The following is a 22282-nucleotide window of genomic DNA, read 5'->3' as shown; positions in this document are numbered from 1 at the left end:
CATTTGAGTCCAAACACCTCCGCTAGAGCCCAGTAATACTGGGCTTTTGTGTTTTTAGTGTCCAAATTATTTTGAATAATTTAGGCCAAAAATGCAAAAAAGTGGTAGTGCGAGTGGTAGTTCGCTCTCTCAAGTCACCAATGTCGTCCAAATAACCCTACAAGTTTGGAGGATATATATGTTAACTGAGACCATACTCAAATCTATCATCAAAAAGGCTGAACCAACCCGCGGAATTGCCGATAAAGATGGCCTATTTTTTTCACTCACCAAATCTGGATATGCGAGTTTTAATTTCCGTTATCAAATTAACGGAAAACGTTCGGTGATCGCTATTGGCGCCTATCCAACTATTTCTTTAAAAGAGGCAAGACAGAAAGTCTTATTTTTTCGCCACCAGCTTGCAAACGGCATCGACCCTTTAATGGAAAAACGTAAAGCAGAGTTTCAAGCACGTAATACCTTAAATGCAGTCTTTGAACATTACTTCGAAACAATCATTGAGTCTCGTTATGCACATGCAGATCGTTTAAAGCGTCTTTATGAAATGAATTTACAGCAGCCATTAGGTAACCGCTCAATTAAAGAAATAAACGGCTTGGAGATTTCAGATGTACTGCAGAAAATCAAAAAAGGCACACGAACAAAAGCACCGAGGCCATCCATTGCTAATAAGTCACTTTATTTATTGAAGGCGTTATTTAAACATGCTGTTAAGCTCGATTTAATTCGCCACAACCTAGCCCTATCCTTCACGGCAATGGACGCAGGCGGCGAAGAAAGGCCAAAGGATACCTATTTAAATGAAAAACAAATCAGACAGTTTTTCGACATAGCCGAAGCAGCAGGCACCGCCTTTAGTAGAGATAACTACCTAGCAACCTGCTTGCTGTTTTGTACGGCAACTAGAAAGATGGAACTGTTAGGCGCTAAGTGGGAAGAATTCGACTTTGACGAGTTGTTGTGGACAATTCCAGCGGAGCGCACAAAACCGCGCCGAGAGTTCTTAGTTCCACTCTCACCACAAGTCATCGTTTGGCTTGATGAACTAAAAATAAGAGCCTGTGGCAGCGAGTACGTGTTTCCGGCAAGAAAGCAAAGCCGTATACCTCATGTCTACCACGATACCTTAAACCACGCATTCAAGAATCTAAATCTACCGTTTGCACTAGCACCACATGATATCCGCAGAACAACAAGAACATTGCTAGCAAAACTAGGCGTATCCGATCAGGTCGCTGAGATTTGCTTAAACCATAAACTACCAAAGATGCAGCACATCTATAACAAGTACTCTTTCTTGCCAGAAAAACGTGAGGCTCTGTTGATGTTATCGACAACCTTTTGTGAATGCTTACCTAGCAAGGAGCAATGATATGAAACGACTAACAGATAAAAGAATCATCGAAACAATCCAAGATCTTAAGCATTGGGATGGTTATCCGCCGACCACAGAATATATCGTTCAAACTTTTCCCATGCTGGAAGAAAAAACGGTTAGGCGTGCTTTAATTAGGGCGTGTAATAGAGGAAAGATCCAAAAACAAGGAAACCACTGGTATCCATGTAATTAAGTGAAAGCTGAATTTCGGTTTAATTAGCTAGTAGCAGCCTAGTTAAAAGTATCAACTAGCTCAATTTTGCACAGAAACGTGTTATGGACGAAGGACAGTTGTGTGCCATTTGCAGCCCGTCACGTTCTCACAGGCGAGGATCTTCTTTGTACGTATTTCGGACGGTCGCTTTTTGGTGGCGTTAGGTGGCAAGTAAGGGATATTAGCGGACTTATTGTAAATCAATTTATAAGTCCACTGATAATAAGCAACAGTAGTCCAGTTGTTTTTCTTTTCTAGACTTTTATATTAATCTTAATGACTATTCGATGAACCACTAGCACTAACGAAAACTGTTTCTAAGGTGATTTTTATGAAACTAACAAGCTGGTCTGCCGTTTTTTGTTGTCTATTCTTTGCCGTAGAAACGTTTGGTCAGTACCAAACTGGTCTAAACGGCGAATTTCTGAATGAATCTGAATCTCAGACTTACAAGCAAACCAATACTTTTCATAATTCAGATGTTGTGTGGGCGGTAAATGTAGGTGGTAAGGATTACATTGGGCTAGACGGTATACACTATAAAGCTGAACAGTATGTTAGTGGTGGAATTCGGGGTGAAATAGATAAAATTTTAGGCTCTCAGGATAGTGTTTTGTATCAATCATATAGAGAGGGTGATGTCGCTATCGACTATCCTCTCGAAAATGGTGAATACAATATAGTTTTTCATTTCGCAGAGCCCTTCGATATTGACATGGACGGACGTTTGTTCGATGTAATTGCGCAAGACGAGCTGGTAATAAATGATTTGAATGTTCGCCTTGCACGGGATGGCAAGCATAAGTCAGGTTTGGTCACTGCTGTTTCAAACGTAAAAGTGACTGACGGAAGATTAAAAATAAGGTTTGAAGCAACGACAGGAAAGCCAATTTTGAGTGCGCTCGTTGTGCGCAAAACAAATGATGACACCAGAAAATGGAACTTGATTTGGTACGATGAGTTTGAAGGTAATAGTCTCGATGAGAGCAAGTGGTCGATAGATGTTTGGCCAGCATTCAAAGTTAATAGCGAAGACCAAGCTTATACTGCTAGAGCGAAAAATATCAGACTTGCTGATGGCAAGTTGATTATTGAAGCTCACAAAGAGGACTTCGAAGGCGCTGCATACACCTCTGGCCGCATTCATTCAAAAGGCAAAGGTGACTTTCTCTACGGCAAAGCCGACATCCGCGCCAAACTTCCCCGTGGGCAAGGCACTTGGGCTGCGATATGGATGCTACCAAGCGATCCTTACAAATATTCTACTACATGCAGACCCAATGAGGATTGGCAGGGAAGCAGAACCTGTGATGCGTGGCCAAATTCTGGGGAGATAGATATCATGGAGCATGTTGGCCATGACATGGGAACAGTATGGGGAACTGTTCATAACAAGGCCTATTATTGGATAAACTGGGAACAGAGAAAGGGCAGTATTATTCAAGAGGATTTGGATAAAAGATTTCACCTCTATTCAGTTGAATGGACACCAGACCATATCCATATATTTCTAGATAACAAGCTATATTTCACTTACATAAACGAGGGAACTGGTTGGAAGGCTTGGCCTTACGACCATCCATATCACCTTATTTTAAACTTAGCTATCGGTGGAAACTGGGGAAGAGCAGGCGGGCCAATTGACGACAATATATTTCCTGTTCAAATGGAAGTTGATTATGTGAGAGTGTATCAGCTAGCTGAATAAGGTTTAGAGACCAATCAAAAGCCACCTTAACACCGATAACGTCTGCGTTTTGCTGATATGCAAGATATTGTTCTGTAGCTCTGTCGACTAATGGTTACGTATTATGTGGAGCTTGTATAAAAAATTCTGACAGTCAGATTGAAGCCACAGATCTGCCGTATGCTCGAAGAAACAAGAACGGCATGAGCTTTTTATTTGCTGCACAAAGGTGGCTTTGCGGCGAAAGCGCCATTTGAAATCAGAGTACTAAACTAATCATTGAATGTCCGCTCCTTGTCTATAGCAGACCGACAATTTAAGTTGGTTCAACTTCCACTTTTCGCTCTTTTGAGTAATTCGCCTAAACACGTCTTGGGGCACAATCAAATCTGGACACAACTGGTTCAGAACTCAAATATGTTAAATCTCTACAGATAGGTAGTAACAAACATGAACTGCCTTAAATCAGTTAGATAGAAAGAAAACCAGTTTATAAATAGGGAAATTTACGGAGTTAATTGCCGTAAATTAAAGGAATGCTAAACCGCATTTGTATTGAGTTGATAATATAATTGAAAAGCTCTGCTATTACCTGACTCAACTCCTAATTAAAATACAACCGATACTTTTTTATCGTACTCCCTCGCTAGCCACCGCTAAACAAGGCCTGCACCAGTTCAAGCTCTTTTGAATTCTCTTTGCATTCCTAATAACTGCACCACTAAACAAGATTTTGAGCGTTATAGTCATAATTCCGTACAACTCCTTGCCAGTATATGTTCCAGCCATCGACAAAAATAACGATGGAGAAAACGTTGAAACTAAAAAAACGCGTGAAGCGTGCAAAAACGCAGTTAAAAAAGCTTGAACTGGAACAAGGCAAGAACTTTAAGCTTACCAAGCTATATGACTGTCTGTACGTGAAATCAACAGATGGTGATGTGACTGCCGTATTTCGTAAGCAAGTACGAGGAAAACGGCCTTATATCACTCTGGGTAAACTAACTAAGAACTACTGTGTAGAAAAAGCCTTATCCGACTGTTGGGAGTATGAGAATTCCATGCTTACTCATGGTTTTGTAGATCAAGAATTTACTGAATTACAACAGCGTATTAACTCTATCGAGACTCTCAATGACTTAGCGTGTGAGTTTTTCTTACATCACGACGAAATCAACTTTCCTACAGGCAAAGAGCCGTTAAAAGAACTTCCAGCTCTTCAGAAGAAGTACCAACAATATGCACAAAGTTATATTGGTGAAACTCTTGTCACCTGCATTGATAGGAAACACATCATAAGAGTAATGAATAAGGTCTACGAAAAATCTCCGCAGTCACAGTGCCCTCTCTGTTCAATGTACAGTGTTTGTGAACATTGTGAAGATCTAGACGATTATGCTGCATTAGCTAACTCTTTACTGTATGTGCTAACGAGAGTTTTAGAGTTAGGTGTTCAATATAGAATAATTAAGAAAAATGTGGCCGCTACTATTAAAGCCAAAGACATTGGCTATAAACCTCATAGCAATCGTAGAGCACTAGTAATGCTAGAGTTAGCCACATTAGTTAAACGACTAGAAAAGAGCATGGAATCTGAGCCAGCTAATGTGTGCGCCGTGTACTTATTACTTCTATTTGGCGCTAGAAAAATGGAACTCGTGAAAGCAAAAATCTCAGAGTTCCGAAAGGAGATAATTCCTCTAAAAGGAGGATTAAAACTTGAAGAAGACATGTGCTGGGTACAGCAAACAACAAAAACTGGCGCTATAAGAGCTAAGTTTATTACTCCTCTCATGAAAAAATATTTAGACCGACTAGTGGAGTTGAATAATGGTTCAGAGTATTTGCTACCATCGAGAACGTCTGCCAGCAAATCTCCTTATATTAGCGCCTCAACGCTTAACAAATTTATAACTCGAATTGCTTCAGATCTAAAATTTGTGGTGCATGAACTTAGGCACACGACTAGAACCTTACTTAGTAATCTTGAGATTCCAGATGACGTTGGGGATTCATACATTACCCATTCCAAAAAGAAGTATCTACATGATGCTCTTCATCTGTACCCAAAAAGAAAAGACGCAGCAATAGACTTATCAAACTTGATAGAAACCTTAATCAAACGAGCTAATGAGAGCACCGAGTCATGAGTTTACTATTTAAAAAAGTTGAACCGTCACTGACGTTTAATGAAGTACTTGCGATTCTTAAGTACGAAAAATCTTGGCTTTATGGCCAAATGAAAGCGGGAAAATTTCCCAAACCAGATCGGAAGGTCGGCAAAAAAAACTTATGGAGTCGTGAAGCTATTGAGCAATATTTAGCGATGAAAGCCATAGAGGAATCGAATAATTCTGACCAAATTTACAATTGGTCTGGAAGTGCTATGACATCCTATCCTGCAATACCTTGCACAATGACGTTCGAGTTTTAATACATGCTCTTAGAGTCGTGTTCAAAACCCTGCGAGATATTGCAGGGTTTTATTCATCTATTCTCTTTTTAAATCAAAGCATTCACACTTTATATGAGTATGTTTCTGCAATACCTCGCAGAAAACACTTCAATTGAAAACCTGTGCCCTATTGATCTGATCCAGTAAAACTGGACACTGCATTAAGCGACATTCAATTGTTCAAATCTTTCAGGGCTTAAATAGCTTAAGGCACTATGCCTTCTCTTCTTGTTATAATCAATTTCGATGTACTCAAATATGTGCTGACGCATGGTTTCTCGGTTCATAATCGGCTCATATTGAATGGCTTCAACTTTCATCGAATGGAAGAAGCTTTCAACACAGGCATTATCCCAGCAGTTGCCTTTACGGCTCATGCTTTGGATTAAACCGTTCTTCTTAATCAAGTCTCGATAAACGTGAGAGCAATACTGACTGCCACGGTCACTATGAACGATGACATTCTTAGGCTTTCCACGACGCCATAGCGCCATTTGCAGAGCATCACACACCAACGTAGAGGTCATTCGGTTACTCATCGACCAGCCAATCACTGAGCGAGAATACAAATCGATGATAACGGCCAGATATAACCAGCCTTCGCTTGTCATTAGATAGGTGATATCACCCGCCCATTTTTGATTTGGTTTCTCGGCAGTAAAGTTCTGCTCTAGCACATTCGGTGCAATAGGCAACGAATGTTTGCTATCCGTTGTGACTTTAAACTTACGTCCTGCTTTAGCGACTAACCCTTGACGCTCCATGCTGCTGGCAATGGTTTTAATGTCATGCCTATGGCCTTGCTCTTCAAGCTCTGCTTGAATACGTCTAGCACCATCTCGCTCTTTACTGTCATCAAAAATGTGTCTGACTTTTTCATCACGAACTTGCTGTGCCTGCTTTCGCTTGCTTGGCTGCTGACAAGTCTTCAACCATGAATAATACCCACTTGGCGAAACAGACAATGCACGGGTCATTCTGACAATGGAGAATGACCCGAGATTGTCTTTAATAAACTCAAATCTGGCTACTTTTGGTTTTTCGCGAAGTAGGTGGCCGCCTTTTTTAGTATTTCTAGCTCCTCGGCTTGTTCAGCCAATTGGCGTTTTAGCTTTGCATTTTCTGTGGCTAGAGTGCTTTCTCGTTCAGATGTAGATGCTTTCTTTTGTGCCGAGCTTCGCCATGCGTAAAGTTGAGACTCATAAATGCTAAGCTCGCGTGCAGCCTGTGCGACTCCAACTTTAGAAGCTAACTTTAGGGCTTCTTCTTTAAATTCGACTGAATAGGTTTTTCTGGTTTTCTTTGGGGATGTCATTATTCACCTCTGTGAGTTAGTTTACTCACTTAATGAGGTGTCCAAAACTATTGGATCAGATCACTTTGGGTAAGGCCGGTTAGCGGGAATATATCTTCAACGTACTTTTTAAGATCGGCGGAAACGGGGTTTTCTATTTCGTATAAAGCGGTGAGTATTTTGCCCTGACCTTCAAGCAAGTTTTCATCAAAAAACTCGTCATCCTGCAGTTTATCTTTAAGCCATAGAATTAGTTGATTCGACAACTCAATTTGACGCTGAAGTTGATCATCTCCGGATGGTAAGCAATTAACAGCATATTCAATTACACGATTTAAAAAACGAGACAACCAAATTGCCGCCTCCGATTGCTCCAAAACACGCTCACCAACATAAAACTTATCGTGATTTAGACGACCTGAAATTAGGTTAGTGATAAGTTGTTCGTATATTCCTGTTTGATTCATTGAATTTCGTCCTATCCCTGTTATGAAACATAATATTCACAGTGTATTGGAATATATGAGAGCTTAGATCTAACTCATTTATGGAGAATCACGAGTTCTTTGTGCATCAAGCTACCAATGGCAACGTTGTAATAAACGGCTAAATAATAGTTGGCTAAAATTGAAGCGAAACAAAAACTAGCAAACTGCTATATGCCCTATTGCTTAAGCGCTTTGTTAGGCTTTTTTTGTAAAGTGCTTTTCTATTTCATAGCCAACTGCTGTATTACTTTGTTCAAACATACGAATATATTTTTTTATCTCAGGCTTCCCATTCGAACCAAATATAAGCTTATTTAGTGTAGCCCTAATGCCAAATTGATTTTTTAAAATATTTATAGGATTTGATTGCGTTGCTATTTTAAATATACCGACCCCAGCTTCCATAGTAACTGGTTTTCCACTAGCTCCTAGACCTATCTTTGCATTTACATATTGAGCAACTGAGTCTAACTCTTTTCTATACTTATTTATTTTTTTTATGTCATCATCTGTTAGTGCATTTTGAAACTGTTTCAGCCATTCTCGAAGTTTAGAAAAATCATCTCTCAATTCTAATGCTAGATCTACAAACTGATTTATTGATGATGCCTCTTGAATTATTCTTAATGGAATAGCAGGCAAATTTACAAACAAAGAATACAATGAATCAGCACCATAAATTTTTTTTGATACTTTCATTTGCTCATCATTTAAAAATGATGTTACTTGATGAAGGGCATCTCCAGCCGGGAGCATAAACCCTGAATTTACAAAAAATCGTTTTCTCAAAGGATGCGGAGTATAGCTTTTTTCATATACAAAACTACGGGCGCACATACCTGCACCTCCCCACATTGTTGCAGATAAAAGCCCATGCTTTACCTGCTTATTTTTTCCCCAGCTATCAACATTTTCTTTATGAGCAAGTCTAAGTGATTCTGTAGAGCACATATGCTCAAGTATTCTCTCTCTAGGAGCAACTAATTTAATTGAATCACTTAAAAAAGGATAACTCCTAACTACTCCTAACTCTTTTGCTTTTAAAATAGGGCTATTTGAATTGATCCACGAATGTTCGAACTTCTCTTCAACTAAAATTTCATCTCTGAGAACTAAATCAGTCAAAAAATCAAAAAGCGCTTCTGTTTGTATAGATGCAAATGAAACAGGATTATAAACATGAGTTTGTTCTTTAATTATTATTTCGTCAGCATTACTGTCGTCCATGCCTCGCGAAAATAAATTTGTTATATCTTGAAGAGACCAGTTATCTGAAACTACACCTTGTGCCATTTATATTCCTTGGTTTGATTGAAATACCAACGCCAAAAACAGATGTTCTTAGGCGTCACCTGATTTACTTGTTACATGCCTGCACTTTCAATTTGGCTGAATACCCAAGGTGAAACATGATCTCTTAAATCTGATATTTTTTTCTTTATTTGCCGATAGTCAGGATCTTCTTGATCAATATCCTTCAGAGCGGTTTGTTTAATATAAATAGCAGTGTCTCTTGGAATTCCTTTAGCGATAAGGTATTTAGTAACCTTACTGTAAGCTCCATTTTCAATAATACTTAGTATGGAGTTCTCATCTTCTGACATATCCGACAATGGCTTTAGTAGCATAGGCAAACCAAAACACACTTTCGATGAGATAGTTTTTACTGCTTTATCTATTTGATCACTAGCGTCATTAGTAAAATTGCGCTCTCTTAATATATCTCGAAGGAGGTTTTCTCTTCCCCAATCTGTAGCATATTTGCAGATACTCCAGATATATTTATCTAATTGGTCACTATCTTTCGTTGGGTTTGAAATGTACCTATTGAAGTAATAAGGCATAATTTTGGAAAATGTTATAGTTGCGCTTTTTAAAGAATCAAGAGTATTTCTATCCCATATGTTGGTCGGCAACTTACAAATCATGTTCTTTCTGAGACCTTGGTATATGACTTCAAGATCAAATGGATCCCAATACCTATTCTTATATATAACACCAGATGGAATAGTTAAAGAATCTAGAGTTTCTATGTTTTTTAGGATTTGTTCTTTACTGATATTTATGCCTACCTCTCGAAGGCGAGCATAACTGTTTTCTCTATGCCTATATATAGTTTGTCTTATATACGTGATGAGATGCTTCTCTTTACCATCTTCTACAAAAGTGTCGTTTTCAATTGAACGATCGATATTTTCTTTAAATTTCTCGTAGTACTCACTATAGCCCGTACTTAACTCTTTTTCGGTATGTTCAAAGAGGGTTTCGTTCTCTTGTTCAATTTCAAATGAAGATTCATCAAGTACTATAGTTCTACCAATAAATTCCTTAAGAAGTCTCCCTGCTCGACCTCGTAAGTTTGAAAACTCATAGTTTGATAGTTTAACATTATCCCTATTTTTCATTTTCTTAGTAAAGAGGTATGGATTTCTTACAATTATGTTTGAAGCAGGGAAGTTCACTCCTTGCATCAATGTTGTCGTACAAACAATGTTATTTATAATGCCATTTGAAAATGAGTCTTCAATGGCAGATCGAACGTGAAGTGGAAGTTTACCTGTGTGATAAGCGATCCCATGCCTTACTAGCCCAACCAAGTCATAGTCTTTATGTACAAACTCTGCAATATATTCAGCCAATGACTCAACTTGCTCTCTATTTTTAGCTTGTGCGTTATTGGCTAGATAAATAGCTGTTTTTCGCGCTTGGTTGGCTGTTGGAGAAAATACTAAATTACTTTTATTGCTTATGCGACTGATTACAAAATCTAGATAGCTATGGAAGTTATCATTGTATAGTGTTCCTCCTAAGCCTTTAATTTGTTCATTGTGCTGAATAATAATAGAATTTGGTTCTTCGGAAATGTCACTGTACTGATTGAAGTAGAACTTCCCTTTGAATTTTGATACTGAATAGGTAATGTTGACTACTGGAGGTACTTTTGTTTCTGCTTCATAAGACACTTCATCAAATATATCAAACCCGAGATTGCCTACATTTTTTAGCCTAGGTCCACTTAAAATAATTCTTTTAGTATTAGTCTGATGTTTTATCTCTTTCAGGAAGTCATATAAGATTTTTGATCTCTGATCGCCATCATTTGCAACACGTTCAATGTTTTGAACTTCATCTACAACTAATATATCTAAGTTTTCAAAGTGAGTTTCTTCACTGAATCCTGATATGGCTCTTTCCTGTGTCAATACATAGATATACTTTTCTGGCTGTACTTCTTGAATGTGAGTATAAATCTCAGTGTCATGAAGATTAAATTCTTTGACCAAGTTTGAAAGGTCTTTTGTTACTTGGTTAACAAGACTTATTGTAGGAACAACATAAACTACATTTTTATATTCTTGTGTCAGCTTTTGAATAATTTTTAAGTATATTGAAAATGATTTTCCAGCCGATGTTGGAGCTGATATACAAACAACTTTGTTGGTGTCAATTGAGTCCCAAACACTCTTTTGAAAATCTGTTAATAAATAGGTTTTTTCGCTGATATTAACTTCATACTTTAATTGATTTGCAATAACTGAGAGCTTATTGATGTAACTACTAAATGGACTATAGATACCTTCATTTTTGTAGTTTTCATCAACTAACACTGTTGATGGAGCTATACCCATACGAGTCAATGCTGTGATATATATTTCTCGAAGTGAATCTTTATAATCTTTGCTTGAGTATTCCCAAGATAAAGCAATTGTCAATATTGCCACACGTTTTGCAAACTCTTGATCATTTCTCGACAACCTATCAACGACCGATATAGCTTCTGCCAATTCTTTTCTTTCAAGGTAAAGTTTAGGAGTATCGACCAGTCCAAGAGTTGCTGCGTAATTTCTATGTTCAACTTTTAAAAGTTTGTTTACAATCTGTTTTTGTGAATGGGATATATTAGTCATGAATCAAAACCTTCCAGCATCCCGTCAAAATCCCAAAAAGGAAATACTATATAGTGAACTCTTTGAATTAATGGCCTACTTATATCTTTTGTCATTTCCGAGTCTAACGATGAAAACCTCTCAAGAATAATGCTTTCTATCTTTTCTTTTATTTCTTTTTCACAATCTGCAAGAGGACTCTTTAATTCATTGTATGAGATTAGACAGACAAGTTCATATCTCACATTCTCTAATTCACCATCCTTTAGTTTCTCAGCAATATCTTGTAGTTGCGGATCAATGAAGTCATCATATGTATATAATAACAACTCTTGTTGTAAAGAGTTATAAGTATCAATTATGCTGCTGAGAGATTCGGAAAATGCTTGTTTGAATTTATAATTTGATTTATAAGCTTTGGATTCACCAATAAAAATAACGTTTTCTTTGTCTTTTTTTCTGTAGTGAATGGCATCAGCCCCAAAACGCTCATGACCTCTACTAGTGGTCAAAGGCATTTTTCTTAACAAGGCAGGAGCTTTAAAAAAATACTGCAGGAAATTGAATAACAATAATTCACCAAATTGGCCTTGTGGAATCCCCTTTCTGAATTTGTCTCGTGCCAAACTATCTATATGGGATGAAGCATTTTGATAGTCATGGCCTCTTTTCGCTAATTCTTTTTGGAAAAGAGTATTATATTTATCTTTTCCATAAACCCAGCTACATACAGTATTTTTTAATTCCCGTAAAAAATCACTTCTTCGTTCTTGCAAGTCCGTATAGTTTACACACACGCCTTTATGGGTTTTTCCTTCTGGATTCGTTAAATCAAACGTAAAGTGGCAAGTGTGATTTATTAAAGAATCAACATTAGTTAATAGATTTTTTATTGTTTCGTCATCCATATTCAAAACTTATTTGATTAGAACTGTGTTTATGGTTGGAAGCATGTAACAGTTTATTAGATTGCATTTCGGGTTAAGCCGAAAATGAAATTGCAAAAAATGTAAATTGGCTTTTTATTAATAAAGTCATAAGGTTAACAGGTAAATTTTTTGATGTCTAAGTAAATTAATTTTTGGAGGGCGTGCATTGGGATATTAGAGCCTTAGATCGCATGATATGTGACTTGTACATATAACAGTTTCAAAGATTTACCTTTATTTGCAACTTATTCTAGCCATAATATAGGTTACATAACGTGCCATTTTCACAAATTTTTGAGACAAATTTACTTATAAATGTTTTTATATACAGATTTTTGTTCTTGATTATTTGAAGCCAGTCACAGGCCGTTATTCGCTGTAAGTTCAAAGGCGACCTTAACGTGTAAAGAACAAGTCGTTAAAGGGTAGTATGAGTTTCCATTATTCAAATAAAAATGGTAGCGCGAGTGGTAGTTCAGTGTTAATCTTGCCAAGACGACATTGCTGAAAGACTTGATTTTATTGGGCTGCAGAGGCACTCTGGATATTGTTCTTCGTTGAGATCCAGAATATTGAGTATCGCTGTAATACTGTCAGCATCTTACATAAAAGCCCAGATTATCCGGGCTTTTTTAGTCTTCTTCAGTTATAAATTAGTACTAATCAAATAAAACTTTTTAAATTCTAAATCTGGATTCTAGAAATTAATTTACGATATCAATTAAAGTACTAAAACCACCGTCTAAATCGTGACACTTAATCGAACTCAACTCACCATTATCGATTTTAAAACGTACCGTCTCGTTGTTTGCCATTGCAATATAAGCACGACCAAGTAACTCATAACGGCGAGAGTGGTTTGCCTTTAATTTTGCGGTATCTTCATATTCAAACCAAATCCACACATCATTGTTTGGTTGAACTGTAATTGAGTCAATTTTATCTTCGCAAGTGACTACTTTTGCTTGTACAGAAGTTATAGAAACCAAGCATAGCGCTAAAGTTAATGCTAGTTTTTTCATTACTTTTATCCTTAAATTAAAAAAAACATGCTGAAAATCAGCGCTAAATATACTCAATAACTTTAGTGACAAAACAACTAAAAATTTATTAAACAATATTCGCAGTTTTACTTAAACTGAGTGACACATTTCATATTTTCTACAGATAAATGAAAGCGCTTTTTAGCCATTAACACCTCTACTACCAGCAGATTTAAAACTAATCCAATCAAACGGTCGTAGTCGTGTAGTACGCTGACAGCAACCTCTCCAATCGGGCTGCTTACATCGATAAACAAACTTAAAATCAATTCTAAAAATAGCGGTGTTACCACAGCTAAAGTCACTGCGACGGCGCGTGTCATCCATACCTTGTGGGCGGCGATGTTTTTCTTCATTGCAAGTACAATAGCTGTACTGAAGCTAATACAAATGGCGATGGCGACAATCACCAAGGATATAAATCGCGCACCTAAGTCTGTTGGTGAAAATACTAGGTGCATCCACACACCAGATATTGCCATGACGCACGCAGACAAAACTGCCAAGCGCCCCATTACGCTGTGCATCTTAGGTCGAGTTATGCGTAATCGAGTTGAGAACTGAGTAGGCAATGAAAAGAAGAAAACAATACCGCTTACCCCATGTACCAAAATTGCTGCTGGGAGTTCAAAATAACGGGCATTAATCAAACCTGATGCCTCCGCAATTGCACCTGTGCCGAGTAAAACCAGTGCGACAATAAAAACTGCAGGTATAGCGGGCAGGCCAATTAAAAAGAATAACAGGCTGACTGCTTTCCAATTACTTGGACTTATTTTGTGAATACTTGTTTTGTGATTACTTTTTTTCTGACTACAGTGAACTGCATTTGAATTACTTAATGATGGAGCTGCCTGACAGTTTGGGTCTACTAGCTGTGATTCTCGTTGATTTTTATTTGCAGTGATTAAGTTCATAACATTGCCTTGTTTGTCGTTTTGCTTGAGACAATCTTGTAATATCAATGCTAGTGTGTCGTTCAGGCCTATTGATTAAGACTTTGTCGAAGACCATTTTTGAACTTCGCCTAACCAATAGAACACCATAAGAATAAAACTAACCAACTGTAAAGTAAGGATAAAAAAGGATTACTATATGCCAGCCTCTGATTTAAATTTACTGGCAATTAATATTGCGACTTTGAGTGTTTTATTCTTTAGCGCTAACTTACTGGTTGTTCGAACCGACAAAAACCACACTTATTTTCCGCTCGCTTCGAGCTTTATTGGCATCGCGATTGTCATTTGTCAGCCAAGTCTAAAAGCACTCGCACCCGCTTTACAGCTTTCAACCTTAACGCTGGCACTGCCTGCTTTATTACTGATCGCGCCCTGCTTTTGGCTATATGTAAAAGGCTTAACGCACAATGCACCTTGGCGATTTGAAAAAGCCGATACACGGCATTTAGTTCTTCCTTGGCTTGGATTACTGATTAGCCTTATCACCTTTTTACTACCCGCTGATATTCATTACAACCTGCTTGGTAAGGGTGACATGGCGATACTCGAACAGAAATCGGCACTGTTTAGAAACTTCATCTACGGATTGCTGATTGCCACTTTTATGCTGGTTTTGGGCTGGATCGCACAGTCAGCGTTTTATCTGATTAAAATCATCAAGCGTCTACAGCACTATAGAAACCAATTGAAACAGGTATTTGCTTCGACCGAAGCGAAAGAGATCAGATGGCTAAGTGGCTTACTGCTGTTTGTAGGCATTGCTTGGGCTTTCGCTACGGTGAATTTATTACTCGATAATTTGTTTATCGCCAGTGAATATACACAAGATACCTTTCAGTTTGTTTTACTCATTACGGTTTGCTTTGTCGCCACTTGGGGATTAAGACAAAAACCGGGCTTTGAAGAGCTATTTTCTACCGAGTCGGTTGATTTTGAACATCAAGCGTCTTTAGCTGTAGATAATGAAAACAGCCAAGTTAAACAATTTGAAAATGTTTCTTCTGAGAAATACAAACGCTCAGCTCTCACTGCTGAGATGGCAGAAAACATCGCACAGAAAATGGAAGCGGCGATGACCTCAGAGCACCTTTATTTGGATGCAAACCTCTCATTACCAAAACTTGCCAAACACATTCATACGTCGCCTAATTATATTTCACAAACGCTAAACGAAACCTTATCGACTCACTTTTTTGATTATGTGAATCATAAACGCATTGTGGCAGCAAAAAAGCTGCTATTAGAGTCAGAACTAACGGTTCTAGATATCGCCATGCAAGTAGGCTTTAATTCTAAATCAGCGTTTTATAGTGCATTTAAAAAACATACTAAACTCACGCCGAGTGAGTTTAAAAAGCGCCATATTAAAAATACTTAGATTTAGCAAACAAATATAAAGCAGAAATAAAAAAGCCGAGCTTAATTTTGCTCGGCTTTTGTCTTCCCGTTGATTGTATTACAAACCCAAACTCTGTCTTACTTGCACCATCTGCTGCTGTAGTTCAGTTTGAATATCGTTAACTTGCTGACTTGAGCTATTCACCTGATCTTTCATATTGCGCATTGCTTGGCTGAAGTTATCGACTAAGCTACTTTGCTGCTGTGCGAGCTCCATAGCATGACTCGCTACTTGGTTAGCGGTTTGCGCACTTTCAGCTACCCCTTCAGAGTTACGTTTTAACTCTTGTGCATGTTCTGTTTGGGCTTGTGCGTCTTGTGAAAGTGCACCCATTTGCTCCGATACTTTCTTAGAGTTTTCGCCTAAGGTATTTAACTGTTGATGAATGTCAGACAGTGAATCTTGCGTTTGCTGCGCCAGCTTTCTCACTTCATCGGCAACAACGGCAAAGCCACGACCGTGTTCGCCAGCTCGGGCCGACTCTATAGCTGCATTCAGTGCTAATAAATTGGTTTGCTCTGCAATGGTACGGATCATTTCAACCACAGTGCCCACATCAGACACGCCTTTTAATAACTCATTTAAGCTATCTTGCCCTTGTTCTACACGCTGCTCAGTTGAAGAACTCGCTTCTAGCATTGCATCGGCAAACTGCACGCTTTGTGACATGGCTTCGAAGGTACTATTGGCATTATCAGATACCTGAGCGTTAATATCGTTGGCTTGCTCCCCCAAGTCTTTAATATTGTGTAGCAGCCCCTGAGTTTGCTCTACTTGGTTGTAGGTGTTTTCTGACTGCTGACTTATTTGCGATAGGTTTTGACTCATCTGGGCCATAAACTCGTTTACTAGTGTCAGCATTTCTTGGCGCTCTTGCGCTTCAAGTTGCTGGCGCTGAATGAGCTGATTAAAGTAGCCTGCTATCTCACCCACTTCAGTGTCTGGGTTTTTACTGTGGATCTGCTTCATCTCATTAGAGTTAATTAAGTCAGCAAAACCATCTCTGAGTTGACGTAATGGGTTAAGTACCTGACTAAGCTGTACAAAGTAAACACCCGCAGCGAGTAAAATTAACAAACCAATCGCCACACTAAATAGTATAAGCACGTTCATTTTCAAGGCATCTTGACTGGCTTTTAAGTCATTTTCAGCGGATAGAACAATATCAATCAAGGTTTGGATATCACTACGTAGCGCTTTAATTCCCACTTGTCGTGATTGAGATTGCGTTAGGGTGTTCTGCACATCTTTACCAAAGCGGTTAGCCCAGCTACTTAATTCTGACTTTATCTCATCTCCCAGATCTTCAGCTTCTTCGCCAAAAAACAACGCATCTTCATCGACTTCACTCATAACCCCTAGGTTTTCTAAACGTTCGATTTTATTGGCAATAGATTGCAGTGTCGAAATACTGTTTTGCAGACTGGTTTGTGTATTTGCATCAGTGTTTATAGACAAGTGATAAGTAAAAATACTCAACTGATTCACAGCTTGAAAATAATCAGATGCCAAGGCGTAATATTGTGTTTTGACAGGGTTGTCATCAGCTTTCGACGCATAGCTTATTAGCGAAGACGCAGAGCCACTCATTTGTCTTAATGCATTATCAAGTAACGCCATTTCATTACCCGATAACTTACCAATCGCGCGATACTTGCCATTAATATCTGTATCGAGGGCATCTAACTTGGTATGCATAGTGTTAGCAAGTTCGTCTGGTAGTTGACTGATATGCGCTTGTTTGAGCTTTTTAATGATCTCAGAAGACTGAGTTAAATACTGGCTGTCTCCAGTACTGAGGTAGCTTTCGATGCTGCCAGATAACTCCACCAGCACAGCGTTTTTAAGTTGGTTGTATCCGGTATTCTGCTGATCTAATGTGCTTAGAAGATTCGACGCCCAAAACAACACGCCAGCTAAAAATAAACTTGCCGACGTTAGCAAAATTGCTAGCCATCGAGTAAAAACAGAAACACGCATAACACCCCCTTTGTTTCAAATTTCGGCGCTAGCGTATTACTCTTTTATGACAGTTTGATGTAATTTGTTCAACAAGAATGCATAAGGGTAAAAAGCATACTTTTTACCTACTTCACTTAGAGTCTCAGCTCTACTTCATGGCTGCTTTTACATAGACATCAAAGCGGTTTTTCTTAGTGGTGATTTGCATACTTGGCTTTTGCTCATCGAGGAATGGCGCGTAGTCAGGACGTTTCACGGCAACGCGTTTACTCGCCAATTGCATAGCAAAGGATAGTAATGCATCTGCATCGTGATCGTCTCCCACTAAAGATTGGAACACACGCATTTCTTTTTTCACCAGTGCCGACTTTTCTCTATGTGGAAACATAGGATCAAGATACACCACATCAGGTTCAACCGCGGTACTATTTAAAAGGTCATGACTAGAACCAAACGCCATACCCACTTGCGCCTTCATCCACTCACCTATTTCGGTATCTTGATAAGCACGCTGTAGACCGTCGTAGAGTAATGCTGCAACCACTGGGTGACGTTCGTGCATAGTCACTTTGCAACCTAGCGCAGCTAATACAAAAGCATCTCGACCTAAACCCGCTGTCGCATCAAGTACGTGCGGCGTTGCACCTTTATTTAGCCCAACGGCTTTAGCAATTGCTTGACCTTTGCCACCGCCGAATTTACGTCGGTGTGCACTGGCCCCAGTTACAAAGTCAACTCGAATAGCACCTAGCTTTGGTTCATCACTTTTAAAAAGTTGTAGTCCATGCTCATCAAACTGCAACTTGAACAGAGTTTTATTGGGTACACCATCGCTACTACACTGCTCTGCCCATTTGGCTAATTCAAAGCGTTTTTCGATTTCATCAAGATAAGGACGATTTTCAGGATAGGGGGTATGGATAAGCAAGGGCAAACTCCTTCAAGAACAGCTTGCCCATTATAACGTTGAAACCGCTATTTATACCAACGCTCAATAATACTTAATTAAGAAGATGGAGCTTAAAACAGCTCAATATCATCTTGAGAAGCTACTTGTTCTTCTGTCCAAGGCTGATTCAACTTATTTAAACTAGTGTGTAATGCCTCACGCGTTTCTGTTATTAACGCCAGCTTCTGCTTTATTACGCCAATCTCTTCATTCATAAAGGCAAAATGCTGTGAGACTTCTTTTAATTGCTCTACATTTGCCACTTCTTCAGCGATCAGTAATTGCTGAAGATTGTCTGATTGCGTGCTGTGGTGCATATCTAAAAACACCAATTGCTGCGCGATATCATCACACACTTGTCCAATTTGCTCCACTTGATTAAGCGCTTGCTCGCTCTCTTCCATATCTTGAATTTTGGCATTGGTAGCTTCAAGAATATGTGGCAATAAGTCTTTGTAACGTCCGTACATTGCGGGATCATCAGTGGGCATATTTTTAATAAGCAAAGACACTTTTGGATAGTTAATAATGGTACGACGACCAAAATCAACAAAACGACTTCCGTCACGGTTTTGCTCAAGTAACTCTTGTTCAATCGGCTGAATGGCGCCTTCAGCTGATTTAAACACTTCACCTTGTTGATGCCAAAAAGCCACTGCGACTTCAAGTTGTAACGGAATAAAGAACTCAAAGAAAAAGCTCGATAAGCTATCTAAATCATGGGCATGATACGACTGACCAACGTAGCGCATAATGCGACCCATATCGCCCGAATCTGTCATGGCGATTTCAGCGGTGATCTGCGCTTGCTCCATATCTTGCTTTAAACGTTGAGATACTTGGCGATAGTCATCAAGTACATTAATTCTGGCAAGCAATTCTTCTCGGTTAAAAGGTTTTACAATGTAGTCGGCCGCACCAGAATTATAACCGCGCATACGCTCTGAAATATCAGTGCGTGATGATAAGAACATCACAGGAATTGCACTCGTCTCTGAAGATTTTTTTAGCTTTTCGCATACTTCAAAACCATTCATACCGGGCATTTCTACATCTAGAAGAATAATATCAGGTTGATATTTAAGGGCTAACCGCAATCCTTCGTCACCATTTTTAGCTCGGATTAATTTACAGCTTTCAGCCAACGCGTCTTCGATGATCTTATGCACTAACTTGTCGTCATCGATAGCCAGCACCAGTCTGCTCATACCATTTCCCTTAATAAATCATGTCTTTAAATAGCATAGCCTGAGTTAATAATTTTGCGAACCCCAAAAAGCACAAAAGCGCCCTCGGGCGCTTTTATTTTTATAACTACATCAAACTATGTGCAATTATTCTGCAAATTTTCAATCTTAGCGCAGGCTATACCCTGCGCTTGTGATTTCGGTAGCACCGACTTTAAGTCGGGTTTTGTTGAGTTAGCGAGATACGAGATGAAAATTTGCGGGTACATTGTAGGCGCTGGTTTACCCTGCGCTTTTTAAAATCAAACGTGACATGAAGTCACCGCCTACAACAGGTCTAAAACGAGCGCGGGACTTACCCCGCGCTATAAAGGTTTTACGCAATTCCACTATGACGCAGAAGTGCGTCAACTTGTGGCTCTCGACCTCTAAAGCGTTTGAATAATTCCATTGGCGCTTCAGAACCACCTTTTTCGAGAATATTCTGCATAAAGTCTTGCCCTGTCTGCGGGTTAAACACGCCTTCTTCTTCAAAACGAGAAAACGCGTCTGCAGATAAAACTTCTGCCCACTTATATGAGTAATAGCCAGCGCTATAGCCACCTGCAAAAATATGACTAAAGCCATGTTGGAAACGGTTAAACTCAGGCGCTTTAACCACGGCTGTACGCTTACGTACTTCATTTAGAGTAGCCTGAATTTGACAGCCCTCTTCAGCCTTATAATCAGCATGAATATGGAAGTCGAATAAACTGAACTCTAATTGACGGAGCATCTGCATCGCCGACTGGAAGTTTTTCGCAGCCAATAGTTTATCAAGTAACTCTTTAGGTAATGGCTCACCGGTTTCAAAGTGACCCGAGATAAAGCTCAGTGCTTCTTCTTCGTAGCACCAGTTTTCTAAGAACTGACTTGGTAGCTCAACTGCATCCCATGCTACACCATTGATACCCGCCACCGCTGAAGCATCGATTTGCGTCAACATATGGTGAATACCATGACCAAACTCGTGGAATAAAGTGGTCACTTCGTTGTGAGTGAATAAAGCAGGCTTGTCGCCGACGGCTTTATTGAAGTTACATACTAAGTACGCCACCGGTGTTTGCAGCTCACCATTGGCACGAATTTTACGACCCATGCAGTCATCCATCCACGCGCCACCACGTTTGTGCTCGCGCGCATATAAATCTAGGTAGAAGTGACCACGCAGTTCATCGTTTTTGTCATGCACAGCAAAGAAGCGAACATCTTCATGATAAGTGTCAAAATCTGAAAGCTCAGTGACCTTGATGCCAAATAGCTTGTTTACTGTTGTGAACAAGCCTTTTAATACTGTATCTGCTGGGAAGTATGGGCGTAACTGCTCGTCAGAAATGGCATACTTAGCTTGCTTTAACTTCTCGCCAAAGTAACCGTAATCCCATGCTTGTAAGTCTGTCATTTGATATTCAGACTCAGCAAATGCTTGTAGCTCTTTTAACTCTTGCTCGGCTTGTGGTTTAGACTTAGCCGCTAAATCATTTAAAAACTCAAAAACCTGCGCCGGACTTTCGGCCATTTTTGTTGCCAATGATTTATCTGCAAAGCTGTCAAAACCTAGTAGCTGTGCTAATTCATGACGTAACTTTAGCTCCTCAGCCATAATCTCTGAATTATCAAATTCACCGGCATTCGGGCCTTGATCAGAAGCGCGAGTGCTAAACGCTCGATACATTTCTTCACGTAACTCGCGGTTATCAGCGTAAGTCATCACAGGCAGGTAAGACGGAATATCTAAAGTAAACACCCAGCCTTCAAGCTCTTTGCTTTGCGCCGTGTGTGCCGCTAACGCAATTGCCGACTCAGGCAAGCCCGCAAGCTCGCTTTCGTCCGTAATATGTTTTTGCCATGCTTGTGTTGCATCCATAACATTATTACCAAATTTTGCAGCTAGCTCTGATAAACGCGCTGAAATTTCGCCATAACGCTTTTGCTTGTCGCTATCTAGTGCAATACCCGACAAGGTGAAATCACGTAGCGCGTTATTGATTGAGGTTTGCTGGGCAATGCTCAGTGATGCAAATTCTTCTGAGTCTTTTAACGCTTTATAGGCTTCATATAAACCTTGGTGCTGACCTACATAAGTTGAGTACTCTGAAATAAGCGGTAAGCACTCATCATAGGCTTTACGTAAATCTTCAGAGTTAACCACTGAGTGCATGTGCGATACTGGCGACCACATACGAGAAAGCTTGTCATCCGCCTCTTCAAGTGGCACTACCAACCCTTGCCAAGTGAATTCTTGTTTTGCCAAAACTTCATCGATGGTTTTACGGCAATGTTCAATTGCCGCTTTAAGTGCTGGTACTACATGCTCTGGCTGAATTTTCGAAAATGGTGGCAAACCTTCAAGACCAATCAGTGGGTTACTCATAAATACTCTTTCCTTTAAACTTGTTCTATTAATAT

At 39.3% G+C, this 22282-nt stretch carries 16 protein-coding genes and 1 pseudogene; 6 read left to right on the top strand and 11 right to left on the bottom strand.

Features of this window, described 5'->3' with window-relative positions; all coding sequences use genetic code 11:
- Positions 1-178: 178 nt before the first annotated feature.
- The 5 genes from ACH784_RS02575 (at position 179) to ACH784_RS02555 (ending at position 5716) form a co-directional block, all read left to right on the top strand.
- Entirely contained in the window at positions 179-1375 is a 1197-nt protein-coding gene (locus ACH784_RS02575; protein ID WP_404393298.1) for a tyrosine-type recombinase/integrase, read from the top strand.
- Position 1376: 1 nt separating this feature from the next.
- On the top strand, positions 1377-1574 hold the full coding sequence (locus ACH784_RS02570) for a hypothetical protein (RefSeq protein ID WP_404393296.1): 198 nt from the start codon (positions 1377-1379) through the stop codon (positions 1572-1574).
- 352 nt (positions 1575-1926) lie between these two features.
- The gene (locus ACH784_RS02565) at positions 1927-3303 is read left to right on the top strand and encodes a family 16 glycosylhydrolase (RefSeq protein WP_404393294.1); all 1377 of its coding nucleotides are present in this window, start codon (positions 1927-1929) and stop codon (positions 3301-3303) included.
- A gap of 794 nt (positions 3304-4097) precedes the next feature.
- A complete protein-coding gene (locus tag ACH784_RS02560) occupies positions 4098-5432 on the top strand; it encodes a tyrosine-type recombinase/integrase (RefSeq protein WP_404393292.1) in 1335 nt (444 codons plus the stop codon).
- Complete coding sequence (locus tag ACH784_RS02555) at positions 5429-5716, top strand: helix-turn-helix transcriptional regulator (protein ID WP_404393290.1); 288 nt, start codon at positions 5429-5431, stop codon at positions 5714-5716. The genes ACH784_RS02560 and ACH784_RS02555 overlap by 4 nt, the downstream gene beginning before the upstream one ends.
- Before the next feature lie 182 nt (positions 5717-5898).
- Here ACH784_RS02555 and ACH784_RS02550 read toward each other — a convergent pair.
- From ACH784_RS02550 to ACH784_RS02520, 7 genes and pseudogenes are all read right to left on the bottom strand, one after another.
- Positions 5899-7052, bottom strand: a protein-coding gene (locus ACH784_RS02550; RefSeq protein ID WP_404393288.1) for an IS3 family transposase whose coding sequence is annotated in 2 segments (ribosomal slippage) — positions 5899-6806 and positions 6806-7052 — 1155 coding nt in all. Because the reading frame shifts where the segments join, the coding sequence is not laid out codon by codon here.
- Positions 7053-7108: 56 nt separating this feature from the next.
- A pseudogene (locus ACH784_RS02545) lies at positions 7109-7498 on the bottom strand (DUF3427 domain-containing protein); the annotation flags it as partial.
- A 216-nt stretch (positions 7499-7714) separates the two neighbouring features.
- The gene (locus ACH784_RS02540) at positions 7715-8812 is read right to left on the bottom strand and encodes a hypothetical protein (protein WP_404393286.1); all 1098 of its coding nucleotides are present in this window, start codon (positions 8810-8812) and stop codon (positions 7715-7717) included.
- A gap of 71 nt (positions 8813-8883) precedes the next feature.
- Positions 8884-11427 (bottom strand): DEAD/DEAH box helicase, encoded by a 2544-nt coding sequence (locus ACH784_RS02535; RefSeq protein WP_404393284.1) that lies wholly within the window; start codon positions 11425-11427, stop codon positions 8884-8886.
- Positions 11424-12314: a DUF1837 domain-containing protein gene (locus ACH784_RS02530; RefSeq protein ID WP_404393282.1), complete on the bottom strand. Its 891-nt coding sequence runs from the start codon at positions 12312-12314 to the stop codon at positions 11424-11426. Before ACH784_RS02530 ends, ACH784_RS02535 begins: the two co-directional genes overlap by 4 nt.
- A gap of 725 nt (positions 12315-13039) precedes the next feature.
- The gene (locus tag ACH784_RS02525) at positions 13040-13357 is read right to left on the bottom strand and encodes a hypothetical protein (RefSeq protein ID WP_404393280.1); all 318 of its coding nucleotides are present in this window, start codon (positions 13355-13357) and stop codon (positions 13040-13042) included.
- 107 nt (positions 13358-13464) lie between these two features.
- Positions 13465-14295: a DUF2306 domain-containing protein gene (locus ACH784_RS02520; RefSeq protein WP_404393278.1), complete on the bottom strand. Its 831-nt coding sequence runs from the start codon at positions 14293-14295 to the stop codon at positions 13465-13467.
- Between the two features lie 178 nt (positions 14296-14473).
- Here ACH784_RS02520 and ACH784_RS02515 point away from each other — a divergent pair, with 178 nt between their 5' ends.
- Entirely contained in the window at positions 14474-15715 is a 1242-nt protein-coding gene (locus tag ACH784_RS02515) for a helix-turn-helix domain-containing protein (RefSeq protein WP_404393276.1), read from the top strand.
- Between the two features lie 78 nt (positions 15716-15793).
- On the opposite strand, the gene ACH784_RS02510 is transcribed toward ACH784_RS02515, so the two are convergent.
- The 4 genes from ACH784_RS02510 to prlC all read right to left on the bottom strand — a co-directional run bounded on the left by ACH784_RS02510 (position 15794) and on the right by prlC (position 22247).
- A complete protein-coding gene (locus ACH784_RS02510) occupies positions 15794-17716 on the bottom strand; it encodes a methyl-accepting chemotaxis protein (RefSeq protein WP_404393274.1) in 1923 nt (640 codons plus the stop codon).
- A gap of 130 nt (positions 17717-17846) precedes the next feature.
- Positions 17847-18626 carry a class I SAM-dependent methyltransferase gene (locus tag ACH784_RS02505; RefSeq protein WP_404393272.1) on the bottom strand — a complete coding sequence of 260 codons (780 nt, stop codon included), beginning with the start codon at positions 18624-18626 and terminating at the stop codon, positions 17847-17849.
- A 92-nt stretch (positions 18627-18718) separates the two neighbouring features.
- Positions 18719-19855, bottom strand: coding sequence for a PleD family two-component system response regulator (locus ACH784_RS02500; RefSeq protein ID WP_404393270.1), 1137 nt, complete (start codon positions 19853-19855; stop codon positions 18719-18721).
- A gap of 355 nt (positions 19856-20210) precedes the next feature.
- Entirely contained in the window at positions 20211-22247 is a 2037-nt protein-coding gene (gene prlC / locus ACH784_RS02495) for an oligopeptidase A (protein ID WP_404393268.1), read from the bottom strand.
- Positions 22248-22282 lie beyond the last annotated feature (35 nt).

This window comes from Pseudoalteromonas phenolica, assembly GCF_044788725.1.
In the GTDB taxonomy this organism is placed as follows: Bacteria; Pseudomonadota; Gammaproteobacteria; order Enterobacterales; family Alteromonadaceae; genus Pseudoalteromonas; species Pseudoalteromonas phenolica_C.
Note: the sequence above shows the minus strand (reverse complement) of the source record. Positions and strands in the feature narration are given on the sequence as shown.